Source organism: Janthinobacterium sp. SUN120, assembly GCF_030397735.1.
Taxonomy (GTDB): domain Bacteria; phylum Pseudomonadota; class Gammaproteobacteria; order Burkholderiales; family Burkholderiaceae_D; genus Janthinobacterium; species Janthinobacterium kumbetense.
Window position 1 is genome coordinate 59,463 of the sequence record NZ_JAPUBW010000008.1, and the last position, 22,387, is coordinate 81,849.

The 22,387-nt window shown below is 61.6% G+C and carries 28 protein-coding genes; 25 read left to right on the forward strand and 3 right to left on the reverse strand.

All coding sequences use genetic code 11. The annotated features are described in order from the left end of the window. Window positions 1-4: 4 nt before the first annotated feature. From O0879_RS27550 to tatC, 25 genes are all read left to right on the forward strand, one after another. Window positions 5-1,468: a glutamate synthase subunit beta gene (locus tag O0879_RS27550; protein ID WP_070257787.1), complete on the forward strand. Its 1,464-nt coding sequence runs from the start codon at window positions 5-7 to the stop codon at window positions 1,466-1,468. A gap of 259 nt (window positions 1,469-1,727) precedes the next feature. Continuing rightward, window positions 1,728-2,537, forward strand: coding sequence for an ABC transporter ATP-binding protein (locus O0879_RS27555; RefSeq protein ID WP_034753922.1), 810 nt, complete (start codon window positions 1,728-1,730; stop codon window positions 2,535-2,537). Beyond that, window positions 2,534-3,316 (forward strand): lipid asymmetry maintenance ABC transporter permease subunit MlaE, encoded by a 783-nt coding sequence (mlaE, locus tag O0879_RS27560; RefSeq protein WP_034780952.1) that lies wholly within the window; start codon window positions 2,534-2,536, stop codon window positions 3,314-3,316. The genes O0879_RS27555 and mlaE overlap by 4 nt, the downstream gene beginning before the upstream one ends. Before the next feature lie 80 nt (window positions 3,317-3,396). Continuing rightward, the gene (gene mlaD, locus O0879_RS27565) at window positions 3,397-3,867 is read left to right on the forward strand and encodes an outer membrane lipid asymmetry maintenance protein MlaD (protein ID WP_070346035.1); all 471 of its coding nucleotides are present in this window, start codon (window positions 3,397-3,399) and stop codon (window positions 3,865-3,867) included. Continuing rightward, window positions 3,864-4,748, forward strand: a complete 885-nt coding sequence (locus tag O0879_RS27570) for a VacJ family lipoprotein (RefSeq protein ID WP_077398231.1) — start codon at window positions 3,864-3,866, stop codon at window positions 4,746-4,748. The genes mlaD and O0879_RS27570 overlap by 4 nt, the downstream gene beginning before the upstream one ends. Before the next feature lie 72 nt (window positions 4,749-4,820). Then, the gene (locus O0879_RS27575; RefSeq protein ID WP_099666076.1) at window positions 4,821-5,456 is read left to right on the forward strand and encodes an ABC transporter substrate-binding protein; all 636 of its coding nucleotides are present in this window, start codon (window positions 4,821-4,823) and stop codon (window positions 5,454-5,456) included. 52 nt (window positions 5,457-5,508) lie between these two features. Further along, a complete protein-coding gene (locus O0879_RS27580) occupies window positions 5,509-5,856 on the forward strand; it encodes an STAS domain-containing protein (protein ID WP_077398229.1) in 348 nt (115 codons plus the stop codon). Window positions 5,857-6,066: 210 nt separating this feature from the next. Further along, window positions 6,067-6,984, forward strand: coding sequence for an ABC transporter ATP-binding protein (locus O0879_RS27585; RefSeq protein ID WP_077398228.1), 918 nt, complete (start codon window positions 6,067-6,069; stop codon window positions 6,982-6,984). Continuing rightward, window positions 6,981-7,742 (forward strand): ABC transporter permease, encoded by a 762-nt coding sequence (locus tag O0879_RS27590; RefSeq protein WP_099379209.1) that lies wholly within the window; start codon window positions 6,981-6,983, stop codon window positions 7,740-7,742. The genes O0879_RS27585 and O0879_RS27590 overlap by 4 nt, the downstream gene beginning before the upstream one ends. Window positions 7,743-7,812: 70 nt before the next feature. Continuing rightward, window positions 7,813-8,049 carry a BolA/IbaG family iron-sulfur metabolism protein gene (locus tag O0879_RS27595; RefSeq protein ID WP_034753824.1) on the forward strand — a complete coding sequence of 79 codons (237 nt, stop codon included), beginning with the start codon at window positions 7,813-7,815 and terminating at the stop codon, window positions 8,047-8,049. A 4-nt stretch (window positions 8,050-8,053) separates the two neighbouring features. Further along, window positions 8,054-9,304, forward strand: a complete 1,251-nt coding sequence (gene murA / locus O0879_RS27600; RefSeq protein ID WP_289919833.1) for a UDP-N-acetylglucosamine 1-carboxyvinyltransferase — start codon at window positions 8,054-8,056, stop codon at window positions 9,302-9,304. A 12-nt stretch (window positions 9,305-9,316) separates the two neighbouring features. Then, entirely contained in the window at window positions 9,317-9,985 is a 669-nt protein-coding gene (gene hisG, locus O0879_RS27605) for an ATP phosphoribosyltransferase (RefSeq protein WP_230523264.1), read from the forward strand. Window positions 9,986-10,011: 26 nt separating this feature from the next. After that, window positions 10,012-11,337 carry a histidinol dehydrogenase gene (gene hisD / locus O0879_RS27610; protein WP_099666079.1) on the forward strand — a complete coding sequence of 442 codons (1,326 nt, stop codon included), beginning with the start codon at window positions 10,012-10,014 and terminating at the stop codon, window positions 11,335-11,337. A 5-nt stretch (window positions 11,338-11,342) separates the two neighbouring features. Then, window positions 11,343-12,296 (forward strand): site-specific DNA-methyltransferase, encoded by a 954-nt coding sequence (locus tag O0879_RS27615; protein ID WP_289919982.1) that lies wholly within the window; start codon window positions 11,343-11,345, stop codon window positions 12,294-12,296. 33 nt (window positions 12,297-12,329) lie between these two features. After that, entirely contained in the window at window positions 12,330-13,424 is a 1,095-nt protein-coding gene (gene hisC / locus O0879_RS27620) for a histidinol-phosphate transaminase (protein ID WP_289919839.1), read from the forward strand. A 19-nt stretch (window positions 13,425-13,443) separates the two neighbouring features. Next, the gene (gene hisB / locus O0879_RS27625) at window positions 13,444-14,034 is read left to right on the forward strand and encodes an imidazoleglycerol-phosphate dehydratase HisB (protein ID WP_010402123.1); all 591 of its coding nucleotides are present in this window, start codon (window positions 13,444-13,446) and stop codon (window positions 14,032-14,034) included. Between the two features lie 38 nt (window positions 14,035-14,072). After that, window positions 14,073-14,711: an imidazole glycerol phosphate synthase subunit HisH gene (gene hisH, locus O0879_RS27630; protein WP_099666081.1), complete on the forward strand. Its 639-nt coding sequence runs from the start codon at window positions 14,073-14,075 to the stop codon at window positions 14,709-14,711. 54 nt (window positions 14,712-14,765) lie between these two features. Then, window positions 14,766-15,539, forward strand: coding sequence for a 1-(5-phosphoribosyl)-5-[(5-phosphoribosylamino)methylideneamino]imidazole-4-carboxamide isomerase (hisA, locus tag O0879_RS27635; RefSeq protein ID WP_070219639.1), 774 nt, complete (start codon window positions 14,766-14,768; stop codon window positions 15,537-15,539). Between the two features lie 60 nt (window positions 15,540-15,599). Further along, window positions 15,600-16,361, forward strand: a complete 762-nt coding sequence (hisF, locus tag O0879_RS27640) for an imidazole glycerol phosphate synthase subunit HisF (RefSeq protein WP_099666082.1) — start codon at window positions 15,600-15,602, stop codon at window positions 16,359-16,361. A 26-nt stretch (window positions 16,362-16,387) separates the two neighbouring features. Beyond that, window positions 16,388-16,825 carry a phosphoribosyl-AMP cyclohydrolase gene (gene hisI, locus O0879_RS27645; protein WP_034753847.1) on the forward strand — a complete coding sequence of 146 codons (438 nt, stop codon included), beginning with the start codon at window positions 16,388-16,390 and terminating at the stop codon, window positions 16,823-16,825. Further along, entirely contained in the window at window positions 16,822-17,193 is a 372-nt protein-coding gene (locus tag O0879_RS27650; protein ID WP_034753849.1) for a phosphoribosyl-ATP diphosphatase, read from the forward strand. Before hisI ends, O0879_RS27650 begins: the two co-directional genes overlap by 4 nt. Before the next feature lie 15 nt (window positions 17,194-17,208). After that, a complete protein-coding gene (locus O0879_RS27655) occupies window positions 17,209-17,580 on the forward strand; it encodes a histidine triad nucleotide-binding protein (RefSeq protein ID WP_034780933.1) in 372 nt (123 codons plus the stop codon). A gap of 80 nt (window positions 17,581-17,660) precedes the next feature. Continuing rightward, the gene (gene tatA / locus O0879_RS27660; protein ID WP_034780931.1) at window positions 17,661-17,897 is read left to right on the forward strand and encodes a Sec-independent protein translocase subunit TatA; all 237 of its coding nucleotides are present in this window, start codon (window positions 17,661-17,663) and stop codon (window positions 17,895-17,897) included. A 48-nt stretch (window positions 17,898-17,945) separates the two neighbouring features. Continuing rightward, window positions 17,946-18,479, forward strand: coding sequence for a Sec-independent protein translocase protein TatB (gene tatB / locus O0879_RS27665; protein WP_289914055.1), 534 nt, complete (start codon window positions 17,946-17,948; stop codon window positions 18,477-18,479). After that, window positions 18,476-19,231, forward strand: coding sequence for a twin-arginine translocase subunit TatC (gene tatC, locus O0879_RS27670; protein WP_077398220.1), 756 nt, complete (start codon window positions 18,476-18,478; stop codon window positions 19,229-19,231). Before tatB ends, tatC begins: the two co-directional genes overlap by 4 nt. Window positions 19,232-19,315: 84 nt before the next feature. Here the strand turns inward: tatC and O0879_RS27675 are convergent, their stop codons facing one another. The 3 genes from O0879_RS27675 to O0879_RS27685 all read right to left on the reverse strand — a co-directional run bounded on the left by O0879_RS27675 (window position 19,316) and on the right by O0879_RS27685 (window position 22,385). Then, the gene (locus tag O0879_RS27675) at window positions 19,316-19,696 is read right to left on the reverse strand and encodes a hypothetical protein (RefSeq protein ID WP_289919843.1); all 381 of its coding nucleotides are present in this window, start codon (window positions 19,694-19,696) and stop codon (window positions 19,316-19,318) included. A gap of 171 nt (window positions 19,697-19,867) precedes the next feature. Continuing rightward, window positions 19,868-21,727, reverse strand: a complete 1,860-nt coding sequence (locus O0879_RS27680) for a DUF885 domain-containing protein (RefSeq protein ID WP_289919984.1) — start codon at window positions 21,725-21,727, stop codon at window positions 19,868-19,870. A gap of 169 nt (window positions 21,728-21,896) precedes the next feature. Then, a complete protein-coding gene (locus tag O0879_RS27685; RefSeq protein ID WP_289907022.1) occupies window positions 21,897-22,385 on the reverse strand; it encodes a hypothetical protein in 489 nt (162 codons plus the stop codon). Window positions 22,386-22,387 lie beyond the last annotated feature (2 nt).

Here is a 22,387-nt window from a genome sequence, read left to right on the forward strand (position 1 = left end):
CATCGTGGGTAAAATTACCGGCTTCATGGAATTCAAGCGCCAGGACGAACACTATCTGGAGCCTGCCGCGCGTCTGAAGAACTACAAGGAATTCGTGCTGCACCTGTCGGACGCGCAAGCGACCGTGCAAGGCGCGCGCTGCATGGATTGCGGCATTCCCTTCTGCACCACGGGTTGTCCCGTGAACAACATCATTCCCGACTGGAATGACCTGGTGTACCGCGGCGCCTACCGCGAAGCGCTCGACATCTTGCATTCGACCAACAACTTCCCGGAATTCACGGGCCGCATCTGCCCGGCGCCGTGCGAATCGGCCTGCACCCTGGGCATCCACGAAGATCCGGTCGGCATCAAGTCGATCGAACATAAAATCATCGACATGGGCTGGGAGCACGGCTGGGTCACGCCGCAGCCGGCAGGCTTCAGTACCGGCAAGAAAGTGGCCATCGTCGGTTCCGGTCCCGCCGGCCTGGCGGCGGCGCAGCAGCTGGCGCGCGCCGGCCACGCCGTCACCGTGTTCGAGAAGAGCGACCGGGTCGGTGGTTTGTTGCGTTATGGCATCCCCGACTTCAAGATGGAAAAGTCGCACATCGACTTGCGCGTGAAACAGATGGAAGCCGAAGGCGTGGTGTTCCGCACCAGCGTACTGGTGGGCAAGGATTTCCCGGCCCACGTCAACAACTGGGCCAAGGAAACCATTTTCCCGGAAGACCTGGAAAAAGAATTCGACGCCGTCATCATGGCCGGTGGCGCCGAGCAGCCGCGCGACTTGCCCGTGCCGGGCCGCGAGCTGAAGGGCGTGCATTTCGCCATGGATTTCCTGCCGCTGCAAAACAAGGTCAACGCGGGCGACAAGCTCAAGGACCAGATCAAGGCCACGGGCAAGCACGTTGTGGTGATCGGCGGCGGCGACACGGGTTCCGACTGCGTCGGCACGTCGAACCGCCATGGCGCCGCCTCGGTGGCCCAGTTCGAATTGATGCCGCAGCCGCCGGAACAGGAAAACAAGCCGCTGGTCTGGCCGTACTGGCCGACCAAGCTGCGCACCTCGTCCTCGCACGAGGAAGGCTGCGAGCGCGACTGGGCCGTGGCCACCAAGCGTTTCGAAGGCAAGGGCGGCAAGGTGGAAAAGCTGATCGCCTGCCGTGTCGAATGGAAAGACGGCAAGATGAGCGAAGTGCCGAACTCGGAATTCGAGATGAAGGCGGACCTGGTCTTCCTGGCCATGGGTTTTGTTTCCCCTGTGCAACAGGTGCTGGAAGCGTTCGGCGTCGACACGGATGCGCGCGGCAATGTCAAAGCGACAACAGACGGTGCCGGCTGCTACCAGACCTCGGTGGCCAAGGTGTTTGCCGCCGGCGACATGCGCCGCGGCCAGTCGCTGGTGGTGTGGGCCATCCGCGAAGGGCGCCAGTGTGCGCGCGCCGTCGATGAGTTCCTGATGGGGGCTTCCCTGCTGCCGCGCTAATTAACGAGCAATTGTTCGTTTTTTGCCAGGGCCACGGCGCGGAATGCGGCGTGGCCCTTGTTATTTTTACTTGTCAAGTCAACAGCTGTGAACATCGCCGGACAGGGACGCGATGTGCGGGCCAAATTTCCACTACAATATCTGACTTTCGATTCATTAGTGTTGTATTCTTCCCCTTTACGGGGCTGTCCCGAGGGGTGTCTCAGCAGAGGTTGGCGTTTCTGCACTACAATACGCCATTAAAATAGTGAGCTTCGTCGTGCCAAATCTTGTTGAGATCCGTGATTTACACTTTGCCTATGGAGAACGTTCGATTTTATCGGGCCTTCAAATGGATTTCCCACGTGGAAAAGTTGTGGCCGTCATGGGTGGCTCCGGCAGTGGCAAGACGACCGTATTGCGCCTGATCGGCGGGCAGTTGCGTCCCAGTTCCGGCTCCGTGAATGTCGACGGCCAGATCGTGCATACGCTGGGAACCGACGAGCTATATCAGCTGCGCCGCAAGATGGGCATGCTGTTCCAGCACGGCGCTTTGTTTACAGACTTGACGGCGTTCGAGAACGTGGCGTTCCCCCTGCGCGAACACACGGATTTGAATGAAGAGCTGATCCGCACCCTGGTGCTGATGAAGCTGCACGCCGTCGGCTTGCGCAATGCGGCGCAATTGAAGCCGGCCGAGATCTCGGGCGGCATGGGCCGCCGCGTCGCGCTGGCGCGCGCCATCGCGCTCGACCCCGAACTGATCATGTATGACGAGCCGTTCGCCGGCCTGGACCCGATTTCCATGGGCGTGACGGCGAATTTGATCCGCAATCTGAACGATGCGCTGGGTTCCACGTCTATCCTGGTATCGCACGATGTGAAGGAGTGTTTCGCCATCGCTGATTATGTCTATTTTCTGTCATCGGGCAAGATTGTGGCGCACGGCACGCCGGCCGAGATGGCAGTGTCGACGCATCCGTACGTCAAGCAGTTCGTCAATGCCGAGGCCGATGGCCCCGTACCGTTCCATTACCCGGGCAAGTCGCTGGCCGACGACCTGGGCTTGCAGGCGGGGGGCGGCCGATGATCGCGCGTTTCCTGGCGGCGATCGGAGCATGGTTGCGCAATTCGGTACAAGACCTCGGCTTTGCCGTGCGCTCGTTTTTCATCATCATCGCCTCGTCGGGCGGCCTGTGGCGCCGTCCGCGCCTGGTGATTGAGCAACTGTTCTTTATCGGTAACCGCTCGCTGGTGATTACCGCCGTCTCCGGCCTGTTTGTCGGCATGGTGCTGGGTTTGCAAGGCTATTACACCCTGACCACGTATGGTGCCGAGCAGTCGCTGGGCTTGCTGGTGGCGCTGTCGCTGACGCGCGAACTGGGCCCGGTCGTCACGGCGCTGCTGTTTGCCGGCCGTGCCGGCACCTCGCTGACGGCGGAAATCGGCCTGATGAAGGCGGGCGAGCAATTGTCGGCCATGGAAATGATGGCCGTGAACCCGATCCAGCGCGTGCTGGCGCCCCGTTTCTGGGCCGGCGTGATCGCCATGCCTATCCTCGGCGCCATCTTCACGGCCGTCGGCATCATCGGCAGCTACCTGGTCGGCGTGGTGCTGATCGGCGTCGATGAAGGCTCGTTCTGGTCGCAGATGCAGGGCGGCGTGGATGTCTGGAAAGAAGTGGGCAATGGCACCATCAAGAGCCTGGTGTTTGGTATTGCGGTGACCTTCATCGCGCTGTTCCAGGGGTACCAGGCACAGCCGACGCCGGAAGACGTGTCCGGCGCCACCACGCGCACGGTGGTCATTTCATCGTTGATGGTGTGGTGGCTCGATTTCATGATGACGGCGTTGATGTTTAGCAAGTAATTGCCAATCAGCGACAAAACAGCGGGCCTGGGCAAGATGTTGCGCAGGCGGCAGCAAGTAAAAATTATTTAGGATTGTTTATGCAACGTAAATCTTTGGATGTCTGGGTCGGCTTGTTCGTCTTGCTGGGTGTGGCGGCATTGATGTTTCTGGCGCTCAAGGCCGGCAATATGAGCTCGCTGTCTTTCAGCAAGACGTATACCATTAGTGCCAAGTTCGACAATATTGGCGGCCTCAAGCCGCAGGCGCCCGTCAAGGGCGCTGGCGTGGTGGTGGGGCGCGTGGCGGAGATCCGCTTTGACGACAAGACGTATCAGGCGCTGGTGAAACTCGACATCGAAGATGGCTACAAATTTCCGAAAGACAGCTCGGCCAAGATTTTGACGGCCGGTTTGCTGGGTGAGCAATATATCGGCCTGGAAGCAGGCGGCGATCTGGCGAACCTGGCGGAGGGCGACAAGATCGCCCGTACTCAATCGGCCACAGTGCTGGAAGACCTGATCAATCAGTTCATCTACAGCAAGGCAGCGGAAGGAAAGGACAGCAAATGAGCGAGTCGACCAAACAATCCCAAGGCAGCCTGGCGCGTATCGGCCTGGCCCTGGCCATCGCCGCCAGCGTGAGCGCTTGCGCCACCGGCACCAATCCGCGCGACCCGCTCGAGGGTTACAACCGCGCCATGTTCAAGTTCAACGACACCGTCGACCAGGTGGCCCTGAAACCGGTCGCCACGGCTTACAAGACCGTCACGCCATCGTTCGTGCAAACGGGCGTGGGCAATTTCTTCGGCAACTTGTCCGATGTGTGGAGCGCCGTGAACAACTTGCTGCAAGGCAAGGGTGAGGCGGGCTTGCAAGACGTCGTGCGCGTCAGCATGAACTCGACCTTCGGCATCTTCGGCCTGATCGACATCGCGTCGCAGGCGGGCATTCCGAAGCATAACGAAGACTTTGGCCAGACCCTGGGCTGGTATGGCGTCCAGCCTGGTCCGTACGTGATGCTGCCGCTGCTGGGCCCATCGACCGTGCGCGACACGGTGGCCCTGCCGCTCGATATCACGGGCGACCCATGGCGCTACAAGGATCCTGTCTCGGTGCGCAATATCGGCACGGTGACGCGCGTGGTCGACAAGCGCGCCGCGCTGCTCGACGCGACCAACCTGATGGAAGCGGCCGCGCTGGACCGTTATGAATTCATCCGCGACGGCTTCCTGCAGGCGCGCGAAAGCAAGGTTTTCGATGGCGATACGGACCGCCGCGACCGCAAAGTGCCAAAAAACGACACCAGCGATTACGAGCCGGCCTATGAGGCGCAGCCGCAGCCTGTCCCAGCGGAAACGCCGCCTGCGACGGCCGCGGCCGATGTGGCGCCGGCGGACCTCGTAACATCTGGTAGCAATACCGTGGCTTCCCAGGCTAGGCCTCAGGAGTAAACTGCGGTAAAGAAACACCACGGCTGCGATCGACGCCAGCCGGTGCATAGCAACACCATGAAAGGTAGAACCATGAAATTGATGAAACAACTGCTGGCGATGGCTACCATCGCCTTTGCCACCGCCGCCCAGGCCGCTCCCGCCGTGGAAGCGCCGGACGTCTTGGTCAAACGCATCAGCCAGGACGTGATCGAGACGGCCAAGAACGACAAGGCCATCCAGGCTGGCGATATCAAGCGCGTCACCGAATTGGTGGAAAGCAAGATCCTGCCGTACGTGGATTTCCAGCGCATGACGGCCCTGGCCGCCGGCCGCTTCTGGCGCGACGCCACGCCGGACCAGCAAAAGCAGCTGTCCAGCGAATTCCGCACCCTGCTGATCTACACGTATTCGGGCGCTTTGTCGCAGATCAAGAACGAAACCGTGGAATTCAAGCCGCTGCGCGCCGACCCGGCCGACACGGAAGTGGAAGTGCGCTCGCAGGTAAACGTGGCGCGCGGCGAACCCGTGCCCCTGAACTACCGCGTGGCGAAAACCCCATCCGGCTGGAAGATCTATGACATCAACGTGCTGGGCGCGTGGCTGGTGGAAACGTACAAAAGCAGCTTCGCCAGCGAGATCAGCAAGGGCGGCATCGATGGCCTGATCAAGACCTTGCAGGCAAAAAACAAGGCCCTGGCCAGCCGTCCCGCTGCCAAAGCCAAATAATCGGCTATCATATAGCTCCTGACCCAGCTCCAGACCAGCGCAGCCCGACGCCATGCCCGACTCTCTCGACACCTTGCAGTCCCTGACTTCCCTGACCGTGCACAATGCCACTTCGGCATTGGAGCAGGGTCTGGACGCCATCCGCTCGGGTCAGACGAAGTTTGACTTGCGCAACGTCAAGGCCGTCGATTCGGCAGCCGTCTCCGTCATGCTGACGTGGCAGCGCGCCGCGCAGGATGCCGGCGGCGTGCTGGAGCTGAAAAACCTGCCGGACAACCTGAAAAACCTCACCAAGCTGTATGGCGTCTGCTCGCTCGTTTCGAGCACGTTGACGACCGACGACTGCGCCAGCGCCGGCGGTCACGCCGAACGCAGCCCGTCCGACCTGCATCATCATTGATCCTGTCCCACTCCCCGCATCAGCAGTAGCTTTCAAGCCGGCAGGCCAGCAGCGCCGTCGGATTGATCTCCAAGTGTTCCACGAAGTTTCCAACTATAATTGACTGTTGCGCCACCCTCTGCGGAAGGGGCGCCCTGCACCGGCCAGCCGGCCTGCATTGCACCGGCAACTGGCGCATCACACCAGACGCATTACACTTGAAACAAGCACATGACCGCAATTCAAATAACGAATGTAGAAAAGAGCTATAAATCGCTCAAGGCGCTGGGCGGCGTGTCGCTGGCCATCGAAGAAGGCGAGTTTTTCGGCCTGCTCGGCCCGAATGGCGCCGGCAAGACCACCCTCATTTCCATCATCGCCGGCCTGATACGCCCCGACGCGGGCACCGTCAAGATCCATGGCCACGACGTGGTCACGGACTTCCGCAATGCGCGCCGCAACCTGGGCGTGGTGCCGCAGGAACTGGTATTCGACCCGTTTTTCACCGTGCGCGAAACCCTGCGCCTGCAGTCCGGCTATTTCGGCTTGCCGAACAACGACAAGTGGATCGACGAGGTCATGGAAAACCTCGACCTGACCGGCAAGGCCGACACGAATATGCGCGCCCTGTCCGGCGGCATGAAGCGCCGCGTGCTCGTGGCCCAGGCGCTGGTGCACAAGCCGCCCGTCATCGTGCTCGATGAGCCGACGGCCGGCGTCGACGTGGAACTGCGCCAGACCCTGTGGAAGTTCATCTCGCGCCTGAACCGCGAAGGCGGCCACACGGTCGTGCTGACCACGCACTACCTGGAAGAGGCGCAAGCCATGTGCCAGCGCGTGGCCATGCTGAAGACCGGCAAGGTGGTGGCGCTCGACACCATGTCGGCCCTGATCCGCCGCATCGCCGGCTCGCAGCTGCAACTGCACCTCAAGAATGGCAGCCTGCCGGCCGACCTGCAGCACCTGGTGCTGCACCCGGAAGAACAGCAGGCGCCGAACAAGTTCAGCCTGCGCGTCAACGAATACAGCGAAGTCGAAAAAATCCTCGCCCGCCTGCGCGAAGCGGGCGCCGAGATCGATGAAATGCAATTGCAACAAGCCGACCTGGAAGATATCTTCTTGCAGATCATGGATAAAGGTACCGTATGATTTCGACAGGATTTCGCACCCTCGTCTACAAAGAGACGCTGCGCTTCTGGAAAGTGGCGACGCAAACCGTGGCCGCGCCCGTGCTCACGTCGATGCTGTACCTGCTGGTGTTCGGCCATGTGTTAGATGGCCGCGTGGAGCCGAGCCCCGGCGTCAGCTACACGGCCTTCCTGATTCCCGGCCTGGTGATGATGAGCGTGCTGCAAAACGCGTTTGCCAATTCCTCGTCCTCGCTGATCCAGTCCAAGATCACGGGCAACCTCGTGTTCGTGCTGCTCACGCCCCTGTCGCACTGGGAAATCTTCTCGGCGTATGTACTCGCTTCCGTCGCGCGCGGCCTGGCCGTGGGCTTTGGCGTGTTTGCCATCACTTGCTGGTTCGCCGACCTGTCGTTCGTCGCGCCGCTGTGGATCGTCGTCTTCGCCTTTTTGGGTGCCGCCATGCTGGGCACCATGGGCTTGATCGCCGGCATCTGGGCCGAGAAATTCGACCAGCTGGCCGCCTTCCAGAACTTCCTGATCATGCCGGCCACCTTTTTGTCGGGCGTGTTCTATTCGATCCACTCGCTGCCGCCGTTCTGGCAGACGGTATCGCATCTGAACCCCTTCTTTTACATGATCGACGGTTTCCGCTACGGCTTCTTCGGCGTGTCCGACGTCAGCCCGTGGCTCAGCTTGTCCATCGTCGCCGGCTTCCTCGTGATCCTGGCGCTGGCGTCGATCCGCCTGCTGAAGAGCGGCTATCGTTTGCGACATTGATTACGACACTCATTGCGCCGTTGATTGCGGCACATCACATCACTACATTATTCAATATCAAGGACTTATCGTGACCACCACTCCAGAACTGATCCACGGCTATCTGTCGGCCGGCCTCGAATGCACGCACCTCGAAGTGGAGGGCGATGGCCAGCACTTCCAGGCCGTGATCGTTTCGCCCGCGTTTGCCGGCAAGCGCCTGATCCAGCGCCACCAGATCGTCTACGCGGCGCTGGGCGACCGCATGCGCGAAGAAATCCACGCGCTGTCGATGAAAACCCTGACACCCGAAGAATTCCAAGGATAAGCACATGGACAAGCTCCTCATCAACGGCGGCAACCGCCTGAACGGCGACATCGCCATCTCCGGCGCGAAAAACGCCGCCCTGCCCATCCTGTGCGCGGGTCTCCTGACCGCGGGCGACCTGGACCTGACGAACGTGCCGCACCTGCACGACGTGACCACCATGTTGAAGCTGCTGGGCCAGACGGGCCTGAAAGTGCAGCAGGACGGCGACCGCGTGGTTCTCAACGGCAGTGCCATCGACACCCTGGAAGCGCCGTATGAACTGGTGAAAACCATGCGCGCCTCGATCCTCGTGCTGGGCCCCCTGCTGGCGCGCTTCGGCGAAGCCAAGGTCTCGCTGCCGGGCGGCTGCGCCATCGGTTCGCGCCCCGTCGACCAGCACATCAAGGGCCTCGAAGCGCTGGGTGCCGAGATCCGCATCGAAGCGGGCTACATCTACGCCAAGTGCGCCAAGCTGAAAGGCGCGCGCATCGTCACCGACATGATCACCGTCACCGGTACCGAGAACCTGCTGATGGCAGCGACCCTGGCCGAAGGCGAAACCATCCTGGAAAACGCCGCCTGCGAACCGGAAGTGACCGACCTGGCCCACCTGCTGGTGGCCATGGGCGCGAAGATCGACGGCATCGGCACCAGCCGCCTGGTGATCCAGGGCGTCGATGCCCTGCACGGCGCTTCGCACGCGGTGATCGCCGACCGTATCGAAACGGGCACCTTCCTGTGCGCCGTGGCGGCCACCGGCGGCGATATCACCCTGCGCAACGTGCGCACCGATATCCTCGACGCGGCGCTCGACAAGCTGCGCGCCATGGGCCTGACGATGACCTTCGGCGCCGACTGGATCCGTGCCGAGATGTCGGCCCGTCCGAACCCCGTCAGCTTCCGCACCACGGAATATCCGGGCTTCCCGACCGACATGCAGGCGCAGTTCATGGCCGTCAACACCATCGCGAATGGCGCCAGCCGCGTCACCGAGACGATCTTCGAGAACCGCTTCATGCACGTGCAGGAAATGAACCGCCTGGGCGCCGACATCACCATCGAAGGCAACACGGCCATCATCGCTGGCGTCAAGCAGCTGCGCGGCGCGCCCGTGATGGCGACCGACCTGCGCGCCTCGGCGTCGCTGGTGATCGCGGCCCTGGCCGCCGATGGCGAAACCCTGATCGACCGCATCTATCACCTCGACCGCGGCTACGACCGCATGGAAGTGAAATTGTCGGCCGTCGGCGCGAACATCGTACGCATTAAATAACAAGGAACGAGCATGAACGGATCGAACACGGGCGACAATTCGCAGCTGATACTGGCGCTCTCGAAAGGCCGCATTTTTGAGGACACCATGCCGCTGCTGGAAGCGGCCGGCATCAAGGTGCTGGAAAACCCGGAGACCTCGCGCAAGCTGATTTTGGCCACCAACGATCCGAACGTGCGCGTCATCATCGTGCGCGCCAGCGACGTGCCGACCTACGTGCAGTACGGCGCGGCCGATTTCGGCGTGGCGGGCAAGGACGTCTTGCTGGAACACGGCGGCGAAGGCCTGTACCAGCCGATCGACCTGAATATCGCCGCTTGCCGCATGTCGGTGGCGGTGCAGGCCGGCTTCGACTACGAAAAGGCCGTGCACCAGGGCGCGCGCCTGCGCGTGGCCACCAAGTTCGTGCACACGGCGCGCGAGCATTTCGCCGCCAAGGGCGTGCACGTCGACCTGATCAAGCTGTATGGCTCGATGGAGCTGGCGCCTTTGGTGGGCCTGTCGGACGCCATCGTCGACCTGGTCAGCACGGGCAGCACTTTGCGCGCGAACAACCTCGTCGAGGTCGAGCACATCATGGAAATTTCGTCACGCCTGGTGGTCAACCAGGCTGCGCTCAAGCTCAAGCGCGAGCGCTTGCAGCCGATCATCGAGGCGTTTGAACGCGCTTCGCAAGCCTAGATACCTTCAGTAGCAGAAAGCCGATTATGCCGATACAGATACGCAAGCTCGATTCAAGCCAGGATGGTTTCCAACAATCGCTCGATACGCTGCTGGCGTTCGAGGCGGGCACCGATGCAGCGATTGAAACGTCGGTCGCAAAAATCCTGGCCGATGTGAAAACGCGCGGCGACGCCGCCGTACTGGAATACACCAACCGTTTCGACCGCATCCCGCATGGCGGCGCGGCGGAAATGGCTGCGTTTGATATTTCGCAAGCCGAATTGCAGGCAGCCTTGAACGGCTTGCCGTCGGCCCAGCGCGAGGCGCTGCAGATCGCCGCACAGCGCATCCGCGCCTTCCACGAACGCCAGCGCGAGGAATTGCGCGGCTTTACCTACACCGAGCCCGATGGCACGGTGCTGGGCCAGAAGATCACGCCGCTGGACCGGGTCGGCATCTACGTCCCGGGCGGCAAGGCCGCCTACCCGTCATCCGTGCTGATGAACGCCATTCCCGCGCACGTGGCGGGCGTGGGCGAAATCATCATGGTCGTGCCGACGCCCGATGGCGTGAAGAACCAGATGGTGCTGGCGGCCGCCGCGATTGCCGGCGTGACGCGCGTGATCACCATCGGCGGCGCGCAAGCCGTCGGCGCGCTGGCCTACGGCACGCAGACGATTGCCGCCGTGGACAAGATCGTCGGTCCCGGCAACGCCTACGTGGCTGCCGCCAAGCGCCGCGTGTTCGGCATCGTCGGCATCGACATGATCGCCGGACCGTCGGAAATCCTCGTGCTGTGCGACGGCACGACGGACCCCGACTGGGTCGCGATGGACCTGTTTTCGCAGGCCGAGCACGACGAACTGGCGCAAGCGATCCTGCTGTGCCCCGACGCGGACTACATCGCGCAAGTCGAGGAGAGCATCGCCAAGCTGCTGCCGACGATGCCGCGCCAGGCCACCATCAGCACGTCGCTGGCCGACCGCGGAGCGCTGATCAAGGTGCGCAGCATGGCAGAAGCGTGCGAGATCGCCAACAGCATCGCCGCGGAACACCTGGAAATCTCGGCGGAAAACCCGCAGCAGTGGGCAGAGCAGATCCGCCACGCGGGCGCCATGTTCCTGGGCCGCTTTTCGTCCGAATCGCTGGGCGACTATTGCTGCGGCCCCAATCACGTGCTGCCGACCTCGCGCACGGCGCGCTTTTCGTCGCCGCTGGGCGTGTACGACTTTCAGAAGCGCTCGTCCATCATTCACGTCAGTGAAGCGGGCGCGCAAACCCTGGGCCGCGTCGCCGCCACCCTGGCGTATGGCGAAGGCTTGCAGGCGCACGCGCGCAGCGCCGAACTGCGTCTGAAGCCGCAGCCATGACGAATATGGCGGAGCAGCCGGACTGGGTCAACCGGGTCTATTGCGAAGATGCGCTGGCGGGGCTGGCGCGCATTCCCGATGGCTCGGTGGACCTGATCCTGACGGATCCGCCGTACAACCTGGGCAAGGATTACGGCAATGCGTCGGACCAGCAGTCGGTGGCCGACTACCTGCGCTGGACGGAACAGTGGATCGATGCGGCGCTGCCCAAGCTGAAAGCCAACGGCAGCCTGTATATCTTCCTCACCTGGCGCTATTCGCCGGAGATCTTCGTCATGCTGAAACAGCGCATGGCGATGATGAATGAAATCATCTGGGACCGCCGCGTGCCGTCCATGGGCGGCAGCGTGCGCAGCTTTTCATCGGTGCACGACACCATCGGCTTCTTCGTCAAGCGCAAGGATTACTACTTCGACCTTGACGCGGTGCGCATCGCCTACGACGCGGCCACCAAGAAAGCCCGTTCGCGCTCGATTTTCATCGGCGCCAAATGGCTGGAAGTGGGCTACAACCCGAAAGACTTGTGGAGCGTGTCGCGCCTGCACAAGGAACACCCGGAACGGGCCGACCACCCGACGCAAAAGCCGCTCGAAATCATCGAGCGCATGCTCAAGGCTTCGTGCCCGCCCGGCGGCGTGGTGCTCGACCTGTTCATGGGCAGCGGCACCACGGCCCTGGCGGCGAAGCGCTGCGGGCGCGATTTCGTCGGCTTTGAGTTGAATCCCGATTACTGCGCCATCATCGAACAGCGATTGGCGGCGCTGGCGCAGGAGCTGGCCGAACCGGCCGTGCCGCAGGTGGAAAAGAAGGCGCCAGCCAAGCGCCGCGCCGCCGCCGTGCCCAAGGCCACCAAGGCGGCCAGTAAAAAACCGGCTGCCGTGAAAAAACCGCCCGCCGCGAAAAAAGCGCCGGCCCGCAAGGCGCGCAGCGCCGCCGTGCCGGAAGACGTCGTCATTTAGTCTCCATTTAATTCCATCAGGAGTGTTTGCAGCATGTCTTTCCTCGATCAGTTAATCAGCAACACCGTGCGGTCCGATGTGCGGGCCGTCAAAAGCTATCAGGTAGCCGATGCCAGCGGTTACATCAAACTCGATGCGATGGAAAATCCGTATCCGCTGCCGGCGCAGCTGCGCGAGGAGCTGGGCGCGCGCCTGGCCGGCGTGGCGCTGAACCGCTATCCGCCGTCGTACGCCAGCCTGCAGGCGGCCATCTGCGCCAGGCTGGGCGTGCCCGCCGGCTTCGACGTCATGCTGGGCAATGGCTCCGATGAGCTCATTTCCATCCTGGCCATGGCGTGCGCCCATCAGGAGCCGGGCAAGCGCGCCGTGCTGCTGGCGCCCGTGCCCGCCTTCGTCATGTATGCGCGCTCGGCGCAGTTCGCCGGCATGGATTTCGTCGGCGTGCCCCTGCAGGCTGACTTCAGCCTGGATATGCCGGCCATGCTGGCGGCGATCGAACAGCACCGCCCGGCGCTGGTATTCCTCGCCTATCCGAACAACCCGACGGGCAACCTGTTTGCCAGCGCCGACATCGAACGCATCCTGGCCGCCCTGGGCGACACGGGCATCGCCGTCGTCGACGAAGCGTACGAGCCGTTCGCGCAGCACAGCTTCATGGGCCGCCTGCCCGAGTTCGAGAACCTGGTGGTGATGCGTACCGTGTCGAAACTGGGCCTGGCCGGCATCCGCCTCGGCTACATGTCGGCCGCGCCGGCCCTGCTGGCGCAATTTGAAAAAGTGCGCCCGCCGTATAACGTGAATGTGCTGACGCAGGCGGCGGCCGAATTCGCGCTTGACCACCTCGACGTGTTGAATGCCCAGGCGGATTTGCTCAACAGCGCGCGCGATACGCTGGCGCTGCGCCTGGCGGAACTGCCGGGCGTGACCGTGTTTCCCTCGAAGGCAAATTTTCTTCTGATTCGTGTGGCTGATTCCGACGATGTTTGTGCAAAACTGCTTGCCCGCAGGGTTTTAATTAAAAATATGAGTAAAATGCATGCTGCGCTGGCCAATTGCCTGCGCATCAGCGTCAGCACCCCGGAAGAGAATTCCCTTTTTTACGATGCCTTCAAGGCATCCCTCGTTTAGCCTATCGCCAGAGCCTCCCATGAACCGCACCGCAGAAATCACGCGCAACACCAATGAGACGCAAGTTCGCGTCGCCCTCAACCTCGATGGCACGGGCCAGCAAAAGCTCAATACCGGCGTGCCCTTCCTCGATCATATGCTGGATCAGATCGCCCGCCACGGCTTGATCGACCTGGATATCGAAGCGACGGGCGACGTGCATATCGACAACCACCATACGGTGGAAGACGTGGGCATCACCCTGGGCATGGCCGTGGCCAAGGCTATCGGCGACAAGAAGGGCATCCGCCGCTACGGCCATGCGTACGTGCCGCTGGACGAGGCGCTGTCGCGCGTGGTGCTCGATTTCTCGGGCCGCCCGGGCATCGAATACCACATCCCGTTTACGCGCGCCATGATCGCCGGCTTCGACGTCGACCTGACCCTGGAATTTTTCCGTGGCTTCGTCAACCATGCGGGCGTGACATTGCATATCGACAACTTGCGCGGTACGAATGCCCACCATCAATGCGAAACCGTGTTCAAGGCCTTTGGCCGCGCGCTGCGCATGGCTGCCGAGCTCGACGAGCGCGCGGCCGGCATCATTCCATCGACCAAGGGCAGCCTGTAAGCGCCGCTCTCGCTATATTGTAGATTCCGGGATCAAACATGAATAAAATTGTGGTGGTGGATTACGGCATGGGCAATCTGCGCTCGGTGGCGCAGGCCCTGCGTGCCGTGGCGCCGGAAGCCGACGTGCGCATTTCCGGATTGGCGCAAGACATCGACAGCGCCGACCGCATCGTCTTGCCGGGCCAGGGCGCCATGCCCGACTGCATGCGCAGCCTGCGCGAATCGGGCGTGCTCGAAGCGCTGCTGCGCGCCGCCGACAGCAAGCCCGTGCTGGGCGTATGCATCGGCGAGCAAATGTTGTTCGACGGCAGCGAAGAGGGCGATGCGGCCGGTTTGGGCTTGCTGCCAGGCAAAGTCGTGCGCTTCCAGCTCGACGGCCAGGTGCAGGAAGACGGCTCGCGCTTCAAGGTGCCGCAAATGGGCTGGAACCAAGTGCGGCAAACGGCGTCCCATGTCATGTGGGATGGTATCGCCGACAACGCCTATTTTTACTTTGTGCACAGCTATTTTGCTCAACCTCAAGAAGCGGCGCACACGGTGGGCGAGACTGTCTATGGCGCGCCGTTCGCTTGTGCCGTCGCCCGTGATAATATTTTCGCGACACAGTTTCACCCTGAAAAAAGCGCTGCCGCTGGCTTGCAGCTGTACAAGAACTTCGTTCACTGGCAACCTTAACGTTAGCTATCCGGCTTTTTTTCCGCCTCTCACTCACTCTAAATCACACTGACCATGCTGCTCATTCCCGCCATCGACCTGAAAGACGGTCACTGCGTACGCCTGAAACAAGGCGATATGGAACTTGCCACCGTATTTTCCGAAGACCCGGCCGAGATGGCCCGCCATTGGCTGATGCAAGGCGCGCGCCGGCTGCACCTGGTCGACCTGAACGGCGCCTTTGCCGGCAAGCCGAAGAACGAAGGCGCCGTGAAGGCCATCCTGAAGGCCGTGCAAGATTTCGCCGTGGAAAATGACATCGAGGAAATCCCCGTGCAGCTGGGCGGCGGCATCCGCGACCTCGACACCATCGAGCGCTACCTCGACGCCGGCATCACCTATATCATCATCGGCACGGCGGCCGTGAAGAGCCCCGGCTTCCTGCACGACGCCTGCGGCGCCTTCCCGGGCCACATCATCGTCGGCCTCGATGCCAAGGATGGCAAAGTGGCAACGGATGGCTGGAGCAAGATGTCGGGCCACGAAGTGATCGACCTGGCGAAAAAATTCGAAGCCTACGGCGTCGAATCGATCATCTACACGGACATCGGCCGCGACGGCATGATGGGCGGCATCAATATCGAGGCCACCGTCAAGCTGGCGCAAGCCGTCAAGATCCCCGTCATCGCTTCGGGCGGCCTGCACAATATCGGCGACGTGGAAGCGCTGTGCGCGGTCCAGGCCGAAGGCATCGAAGGCGTGATCTGCGGCCGTTCCATCTATGAAGGCACGATCGACCTGGCGCAGGCGCAGGAACGCGCCGACGAACTGACCGACGCCGCCGTTTAAGCCAGCCCGGCCGGGGTGTGCGCGTGCACGCCCTGGCCTGGCGACAATCTGGATACCATCATGCTTGCAAAACGTATCATCCCCTGCCTGGACGTGACCAATGGCCGCGTTGTCAAAGGCGTCAATTTCACGGAATTGCGCGACGCCGGCGACCCGGTGGAAATTGCCCGCCGTTATGACGAGCAGGGCGCCGATGAAATCACTTTCCTCGACATTACCGCCTCGAGCGACAACCGCGGCCTGATCTTCGACATCATCGAAGCCGTGGCGTCGCAAGTGTTCATTCCGCTGACCGTGGGCGGCGGCGTGCGCGTGGTGGAAGACGTGCGCCGGCTGCTCAACGCGGGCGCCGACAAGGTCAGCATCAACACCTCGGCCGTGACGAATCCCCAGCTCGTGTACGAGGCGTCGCAAAAGCACGGCTCGCAATGCATCGTCGTCGCCATCGACGCCAAGCAGGTGTCGCCCGGCAAGTGGGAAGTGTTTACCCATGGCGGACGCACCGCCACGGGCCTGGACGCCTTTGACTGGGCGCGTAAAATGGAAAGCCTGGGCGCCGGCGAAATCTTGCTCACCAGCATGGACCGCGACGGCACCAAGGTGGGCTTCGACCTGGGCCTGACGCGCGGCGTGTCCGACGCCGTCAGCATCCCCGTCATCGCTTCGGGCGGCGTGGGCGGCTTGCAAGACCTGGTCGATGGCATCAAGGTGGGCCGCGCGGACGCCGTGTTGGCCGCCAGCATCTTCCACTATGGCCAGCACACGGTGCAGGAAGCCAAGCAGTTCATGGCGCAGCAGGGCATTCCCATGCGCCTGGCGTAAATAAAATAGTACCCAGGATACAGAACATGCAAAACGGAACCATCGTAGCAAGCAATGCCAAGTGGCTGAAAAAGGTCAAATGGGACGAGCACGGCCTGGTGCCCGTGATCGCGCAGGAAGCGGGCAGCAATGACGTGCTGATGTTCGCCTGGATGAACCGCGACGCGCTGGCGCGCACGGTGGAGCTGGGCGAAGCCGTGTACTGGAGCCGTTCGCGCAAGAAACTGTGGCACAAGGGCGAAGAGTCCGGCCACACGCAAAAGGTGCTGGAAATCCGCCTCGATTGCGATGAAGACGTGGTCTTGCTGAAAATCGAGCAAGCCGGCGGCATCGCCTGCCATACGGGCCGCCATTCGTGCTTCTTCCAGAAATTCGAAGGCGACGAGAAAACGGGCGAATGGCAAGTTACCGACCCCGTCCTGAAAGACCCCGAGACGATTTACGCGGAAAGCAAGAGCAAATGAGTGAAACGTTAAAACGCCTGGCCGCCGTGATCGAATCGCGCAAGCTGGCCAACGGCGGCGACCCCGCCACCTCCTATGTCGCGCGCCTGTTTGCCAAGGGCGATGACGCCATCCTGAAAAAAATCGGCGAAGAAGCGACGGAAACGGTGATGGCCGCCAAGGATGCGCGCCGCGACAACGACCCGTCGAAGGTCTTGTACGAATGCGCCGACCTGTGGTTTCACAGTCTGGTGATGCTGGCGCAGTTCGACCTGACGCCGCAGCAGGTGCTCGACGAGCTGGCGCGCCGCGAAGGCTTGTCCGGCCTGGAAGAAAAGGCGGCACGCAAGGATGAGCTGCGCGACGCCGGCGAAACAGACAAACACTGACCTATTGGAGCGTGCGTGGATAACTGTATTTTTTGCAAGATTGCCGCAAAACAAATTCCCTCGACCATCGTGTATGAGGACGAGGACTTGCTGGCCTTCAAGGACATCAACCCGGCCGCCCCCGTGCATCTGCTGTTGATCCCGAAGCGCCACGTGGCCAGCCTGTCCGACTGCGACGATAGCCATACGGAGATGCTGGGCAAGCTGCTGCGCCTGGCGCCGAAACTCGCTGCCGAGTTCGGCTGCGCCGTCAGCTATGACGCCGATGGCGCGCCTGCCGGGGGCTTCAAGACCATGATCAACAGCGGCCCGAACGGCGGGCAAGAGGTGTATCACCTGCACATGCATGTGTACGGCGGTCCCCGCCCCTGGCGCGGTCAACACTGATTTCGCTGCGCGCCGGGTTCGCGTGTATACTACCGGCATTGGTCGACGCTATTCGGGCACCGTCCCGCAAGGAGAATGTGATGGGTTCATTGAGTATTTGGCACTGGGTGATCGTTCTGGTCATTGTGATGCTGGTCTTCGGCACCAAGAAACTGGGCAATATCGGCGGTGATATCGGCAAGGCCGTCAAAGGCTTCAAGGATGGCGTCAAGGGCGAAGATGACGCCCCGGCAGCCAATACCCCTCCTGCTGCGCCATCGCAAGTGGCCGACAAAAGCACCATCGACGTCGAAACGAAAGAGAAAAGCAAGTTCTGATAGCGTGGCGGGGCGCTTGCCTCGTCCGGTAACAGCCCTTGTCCGCTTATGATCGATCTCGGTCTCTCTAAAATCGCCATCATCGGCGTGGTTGCGTTGATAGTCATCGGCCCTGAAAAGTTGCCGAGAGTGGCGCGCATGGCCGGTACCCTGTATGGCCGCGCGCAACGCTATCTGAACCAGGTGAAATCTGAAGTCTCGCGCGAAATTGAAATGGAAGAGCTGAAAAACCTGCAGAAGGAAGTGCAGGATGCGGCCCATTCCGTCAAGCAAAGCGTGGAGAAATCCATGCATGGCGTGGAAAACTCGATCTCCGGCAACCTGGCCGAGGTGGAAAGCGCCTGGCGCGGCGATGCCAGTTCGTATGAGGGGCAGCACGATGCCCATGAAGCCATGCTGCGCGCCACCAACGATGACCTGGCCCGCAAGGCGCGCGAATTCCGCCGCAAGAAGCTGGTGCGCAATTCCGCCATTCCCGGCTGGTACAAGCAGCGCCATGGCGGCAAGCTGCACGTGCAGTCGGCGGCCGCCCGCGTGGCGCGCTTTCGTCCGCGCGCCAGTTCCTCCTCCTTTTACTCATGAGTAGCAAATCTCCGGTGGAAGAAACCTTTATCTCGCATCTGGTCGAGCTGCGCAACCGCCTGGTCAAGGCCTCGATCGGTATCGCCGTCGTCTGCGCCGTGCTGTTTTACTGGCCCGGGCCTTCGCATATCTACGACTTTATCGCTGCGCCGATGATCGCCTCGCTGCCTGCCGGCTCGAAAATGATCGCCACCGGCGTCATTTCGCCGTTCCTGGTGCCGATGAAAGTGACGCTGGTGATCGCCTTCATCGTCGCCTTGCCCTGGGTGCTGTACCAGATGTGGGCCTTCATCGCCCCCGGCCTGTACACGCATGAAAAGCGCCTGATCGCGCCGCTGGTCATCTCGTCGTCCCTGCTGTTCATGGCCGGCGTGGCCTTCTGCTATTTCTTTGTGTTTGGCCGCGTGTTCCACTTCATCAGCGATTTCTCTCCCTCGTCGATCGCCGTCACGCCCGATATCGAAAACTACCTCGATTTCGTCATGTCGATGTGCCTGGCCTTTGGCGCCACCTTCGAAGTGCCCGTGGTGGTGGTGATCCTCGTGCGCATGGGCTTGGTTACTATCGCGAAACTCAAGGAAGTGCGTCCCTACATCATCGTCGGCGCCTTCGTGATTGCCGCCATCGTCACGCCGCCGGACGTGGTCAGCCAGTTCTCGCTGGCCATCCCGATGTGCCTGCTGTTCGAGCTGGGCCTGCTGGTGGCGCCGATCTTCGTCAGGGCTACCCAGGCGCCGGAAGAAGCGTCCTAGACGGCCCGCAACGCGTGCCGATACGAGCCGCTGGCCTTCTTCGGGAGCCGCGGCTTTTTTATCGCCAAGAAAGTTAGTGGGTGCTTACTGCAGCATCAGTTTGCTGAGGATGCCCAGGTTGAGCAGGATCAGGGTGCTCATCATCCAGTATACGTGTTTCATGTCGGCGCCATGGCGCAAGTCCATGCGTTCCAGGCGGGCGTCGAATTTTTGCTCCAGTGCATCTATTCTGGTATCGAATTTCAGTTCCAGCGCATCCACTCTGGTATCGACCTTTTGCGCCACCAGCTTGATTTCCCCCAGCAGATTGCGCTCCAGCGCCGCCAGTTCGCCATGCACGACCACGGCCGAGCCCAGTACTTCACCCAGCGCCGTCGCATGCGCTTCCGCCTGCTGGGTGGGCACGCCGGCCGAGGCGAGGCGTTTGGCGTAATCGAGGGTGTCGAACTGGATGGGCATATGCATGGACGCTCCTGTATCCAGCCTAGCAGGAAAATCGGCAATTGCCAGTGAGGAGTGCGGTGGCGCCTGCCTTCCCATCAGCTTAATGGACCGGCGCGCCAGTGGTTTGCGGCGGCGCAAACGCATGCAAAAAGGGCGCCGCGGCGCCCTTTGCAAGCTGACGACGAGCGCCAGTTAATTCATCAATTCCTTGATGACTTTCACGGGTGCGCTGCCGTAGCTGAGGAATTGCTCATGGAAATCCTTCAGCACGAATTTGCTGCCCAGTGCTTGCTTGCGCTGTTCGCGCAAGTCCATGATTTCGCTGTAGCCGCTGAAATAGCTGGTCAGTTGTACCGAGCTCAGCTGCACGCGGCGCCATTTTTCCTTGGCTTCACGCTGGGTCTGGAAGGCCTGGCGCGTCAGCAGGTCGAGCGCCTGCGCTTCCGTCATGCCCAGCACGTGCACGCTGTAGTCGAGGATGGTATTGGTGACGCTGCGCAAGTTCCACTTCGAATACATCAGCCACATTTCCGGCGCGTTATTGCCATAGCCGGACTCGAGCATCATGCGTTCGCCATACACGGCCCAGCCTTCGATCATGGCGCCATTGCCGAAGATGGACTTGACCAGCGATGGCGACTTGTTCGCGTACACGAGCTGCGTGTAGTGGCCGGGGATGGCTTCGTGGATATTCAGGATCTGCAAGATCCAGTGGTTGTATTCGCGCAAGCTGCTTTCCGCCTGTTCCGGCGTTTCGCCGTCGAGCGGCGTCACGTTGTAATAGGTGCGGTCTTGCGGGCGATACGGGCCGGGCGCTTCGATGCTGGCGCCGGCCACGCCGCGCTGGTAGGCGGGCGTTTCGCGCACGACCAGGGGCTTTTTCGGATCCATCGTCAGCAGGTTGTGGCTGGTCACCCATTCCTGCAGCTCGGGAATCTGGCGGCGGATTTCCGGCACGAAATCGGCAGGCGCCACATGGTTGCTGGACAGCTTGTCGATCACCATGCCGATCTTTGCCGTGCGGTCAGCCGGCTTGGCCGTGGCGCCCATGGTTTTCACCCACAGCTCGTCGGACAGGCTATCCATGTGCTCGAGCAGCTTTTCGCGCGCGGCCAGGGCTTTCTGGTACATCTGCTCGGCGCTCACGCTGGCCTGGATATCGTAGGCGGATTTCTGCTCATACAACTCCTTGCCGATGCGGAAGGAGCGCGCGTTGCCGTTCTGCGCCAGCGCGGCATCCTGTTCCGTCAGCCACGCGGCGTAGCCTTGCACGGCCGTGCGGGCCGCGGCGATGCGGACGGTGTACAGCTGTTTTTCCACCGGCGTCAGGATGGAGCCCTGTGCCGTCTTGTTCAGGTCGTCAAGCACGCTGAGCACGCCAGCGCTCTGGGCGATGGCCAGCTGCGTGTGTTCGCGCGTGGGGTGATTGATACTGGCGCGCGCGGCCGCATAGTATTGCGGCACGGTGGCGATGCGCTTGAGCAAGGTGCGCAGGCGCTGCGGCTGGGCCGCGTATTCCGTGTTCAGGATGAAATCGATGGAACCGGCCACGTTGTATTGGGCGGGATTCCATTCGAATTCGCGGAAGGTGGTCAGATACCAGCGGTCCGATTGCAGTTTATTCGTCAGCAGGACCAGGTCGGTACGTTGCTTGTCCGACATTTTGCTCGCATTCAGCTTGCCGAATTTACCCAGCCATTCTTCGATGAAGGCCAGTTGCTTCTGGCGGCTGGCCGCGTCGGGAATGCTCAGGTTGGCGGCGCCATCGTATTTGCCGACCGAAATCGCGCTTTCCGGGTCCAGGCGCCACAGGGCCGTGAGGAACTGGCCGCTGAGGTTATTCATGGAACGGTCGCTGCTGTTCTCGCTGGCGACGGCCGCTACCGTGGCTGCCGTGGCGGCGCTGACGACGGCCGCCTTCTTGCCGACGGTTTTTTTCTTGCTGCTGCTGGTGCTGGCCTTGCCTTGCTTCTGCGGCTTCTTGGCGGCGCTGGCCGGTGTCAGGGTAAAGGCCATCATCAATGCGGCGAACGCAACTTTATTTTTTATCAGCATAGTTTATCTCTTGAATATTTTGCTGTTTGTCCTGATCAGAAAATAATAAACTGATAATATAAGTAACAAACAACTATTGAAAGGTTGGCCTTGCTTGCCTGGGCGGCCCAAAGATTAGCATTAATTGCCGCCGCTGCGCAGTTTTTTGCGCCGGGAGCGCGCGGCGCTAGACGACAATGGCGCTGCCGTGCAGCAATTCCTGGTGGCGCGCATTGATGGCCGCCACGGCATCCTTGCCGCGCGCCATGCCGGTGGCGTGGATTTCCGTTTCCTGCGTGTAGCGCTGGCTGACTCGTACCGTATAGGACTGGAACAGCCAGCTCCAGAAGTTCGTTTCATAGACGGCTTCATCCATGTCGCGCCATTTGACGCCCGTCAGTTTCTTTTTCCACGGCAAGATGCCGGACGCCAGCCACACGCCCGCCTCATCAATGTACAGCTGATAGCTGCGGATGGTCAGCAGGCGGTAGCCGACGATCAGGGCCGAGCCGATCAGCACGACGAAGGCGGCGCGCGCGTTGTACTTGAAGGCCAGCGGCAGGGCGGCAAAAAACAGCAGCACGGCGATGAGGAAGGTGCTGACGTAGGCGGTCCAGGATTTGCCGCACAAAAAGGTGGCGCGCTGGCCGGCGCTGGTGGCGATATAGTCGGTCATGG

Coding starts and splice junctions, on each gene's coding strand:
- hisB (WP_010402123.1), top strand. CDS start 13,444: ATGAACCGCACCGCAGAAATCACGCGCAACACCAATGAGACGCAAGTT.
- hisH (WP_099666081.1), top strand. CDS start 14,073: ATGAATAAAATTGTGGTGGTGGATTACGGCATGGGCAATCTGCGCTCG.
- tatA (WP_034780931.1), top strand. CDS start 17,661: ATGGGTTCATTGAGTATTTGGCACTGGGTGATCGTTCTGGTCATTGTG.
- O0879_RS27650 (WP_034753849.1), top strand. CDS start 16,822: ATGAGTGAAACGTTAAAACGCCTGGCCGCCGTGATCGAATCGCGCAAG.
- O0879_RS27675 (WP_289919843.1), bottom strand. CDS start 19,696: ATGCATATGCCCATCCAGTTCGACACCCTCGATTACGCCAAACGCCTC.
- O0879_RS27585 (WP_077398228.1), top strand. CDS start 6,067: ATGACCGCAATTCAAATAACGAATGTAGAAAAGAGCTATAAATCGCTC.
- murA (WP_289919833.1), top strand. CDS start 8,054: ATGGACAAGCTCCTCATCAACGGCGGCAACCGCCTGAACGGCGACATC.
- O0879_RS27575 (WP_099666076.1), top strand. CDS start 4,821: ATGAAATTGATGAAACAACTGCTGGCGATGGCTACCATCGCCTTTGCC.
- hisA (WP_070219639.1), top strand. CDS start 14,766: ATGCTGCTCATTCCCGCCATCGACCTGAAAGACGGTCACTGCGTACGC.
- O0879_RS27615 (WP_289919982.1), top strand. CDS start 11,343: ATGGCGGAGCAGCCGGACTGGGTCAACCGGGTCTATTGCGAAGATGCG.
- tatB (WP_289914055.1), top strand. CDS start 17,946: ATGATCGATCTCGGTCTCTCTAAAATCGCCATCATCGGCGTGGTTGCG.
- tatC (WP_077398220.1), top strand. CDS start 18,476: ATGAGTAGCAAATCTCCGGTGGAAGAAACCTTTATCTCGCATCTGGTC.
- O0879_RS27570 (WP_077398231.1), top strand. CDS start 3,864: ATGAGCGAGTCGACCAAACAATCCCAAGGCAGCCTGGCGCGTATCGGC.
- hisI (WP_034753847.1), top strand. CDS start 16,388: ATGCAAAACGGAACCATCGTAGCAAGCAATGCCAAGTGGCTGAAAAAG.
- hisF (WP_099666082.1), top strand. CDS start 15,600: ATGCTTGCAAAACGTATCATCCCCTGCCTGGACGTGACCAATGGCCGC.
- hisD (WP_099666079.1), top strand. CDS start 10,012: ATGCCGATACAGATACGCAAGCTCGATTCAAGCCAGGATGGTTTCCAA.
- mlaE (WP_034780952.1), top strand. CDS start 2,534: ATGATCGCGCGTTTCCTGGCGGCGATCGGAGCATGGTTGCGCAATTCG.
- O0879_RS27580 (WP_077398229.1), top strand. CDS start 5,509: ATGCCCGACTCTCTCGACACCTTGCAGTCCCTGACTTCCCTGACCGTG.
- mlaD (WP_070346035.1), top strand. CDS start 3,397: ATGCAACGTAAATCTTTGGATGTCTGGGTCGGCTTGTTCGTCTTGCTG.
- hisC (WP_289919839.1), top strand. CDS start 12,330: ATGTCTTTCCTCGATCAGTTAATCAGCAACACCGTGCGGTCCGATGTG.
- O0879_RS27590 (WP_099379209.1), top strand. CDS start 6,981: ATGATTTCGACAGGATTTCGCACCCTCGTCTACAAAGAGACGCTGCGC.
- hisG (WP_230523264.1), top strand. CDS start 9,317: ATGAACGGATCGAACACGGGCGACAATTCGCAGCTGATACTGGCGCTC.
- O0879_RS27685 (WP_289907022.1), bottom strand. CDS start 22,385: ATGACCGACTATATCGCCACCAGCGCCGGCCAGCGCGCCACCTTTTTG.